1 protein-coding gene is annotated in these 255 nt (G+C 51.4%); it reads right to left on the bottom strand.

Annotated elements, in window-relative coordinates:
- Nucleotides 1–255, bottom strand: a 255-nt coding sequence (locus ACUHMQ_RS21325) for an ATP-binding protein (RefSeq protein ID WP_445297430.1), incomplete at both ends; no start/stop codon positions are given.

Genomic DNA, 255 nt, shown 5'->3' with positions numbered 1-255 from the left:
AAGATTCATTACCCGTCTCAACGATGTGGCAATGGTGCGTCAGTCGGTCCAGCAGGGCTGTCGTCATCTTGGCATCGCCAAATACACTCGACCATTCCGAGAAACTTAGATTGGTGGTGATGATGACGCTGGTGTGCTCATACAGCTTCGACAACAGATGGAACAGCAAAGCACCACCAATCTGACTGAACGGCAGGTAACCCAACTCATCCAGAATGACCAGATCCATGCGCATCAATGTCTGGGCTGTCCGAC

This window comes from Chitinimonas violaceus, from assembly GCF_052601015.1.
The sequence above is the reverse complement of the archived record's forward strand: the minus strand, read 5'-3'. Positions and strand labels throughout refer to the sequence as shown.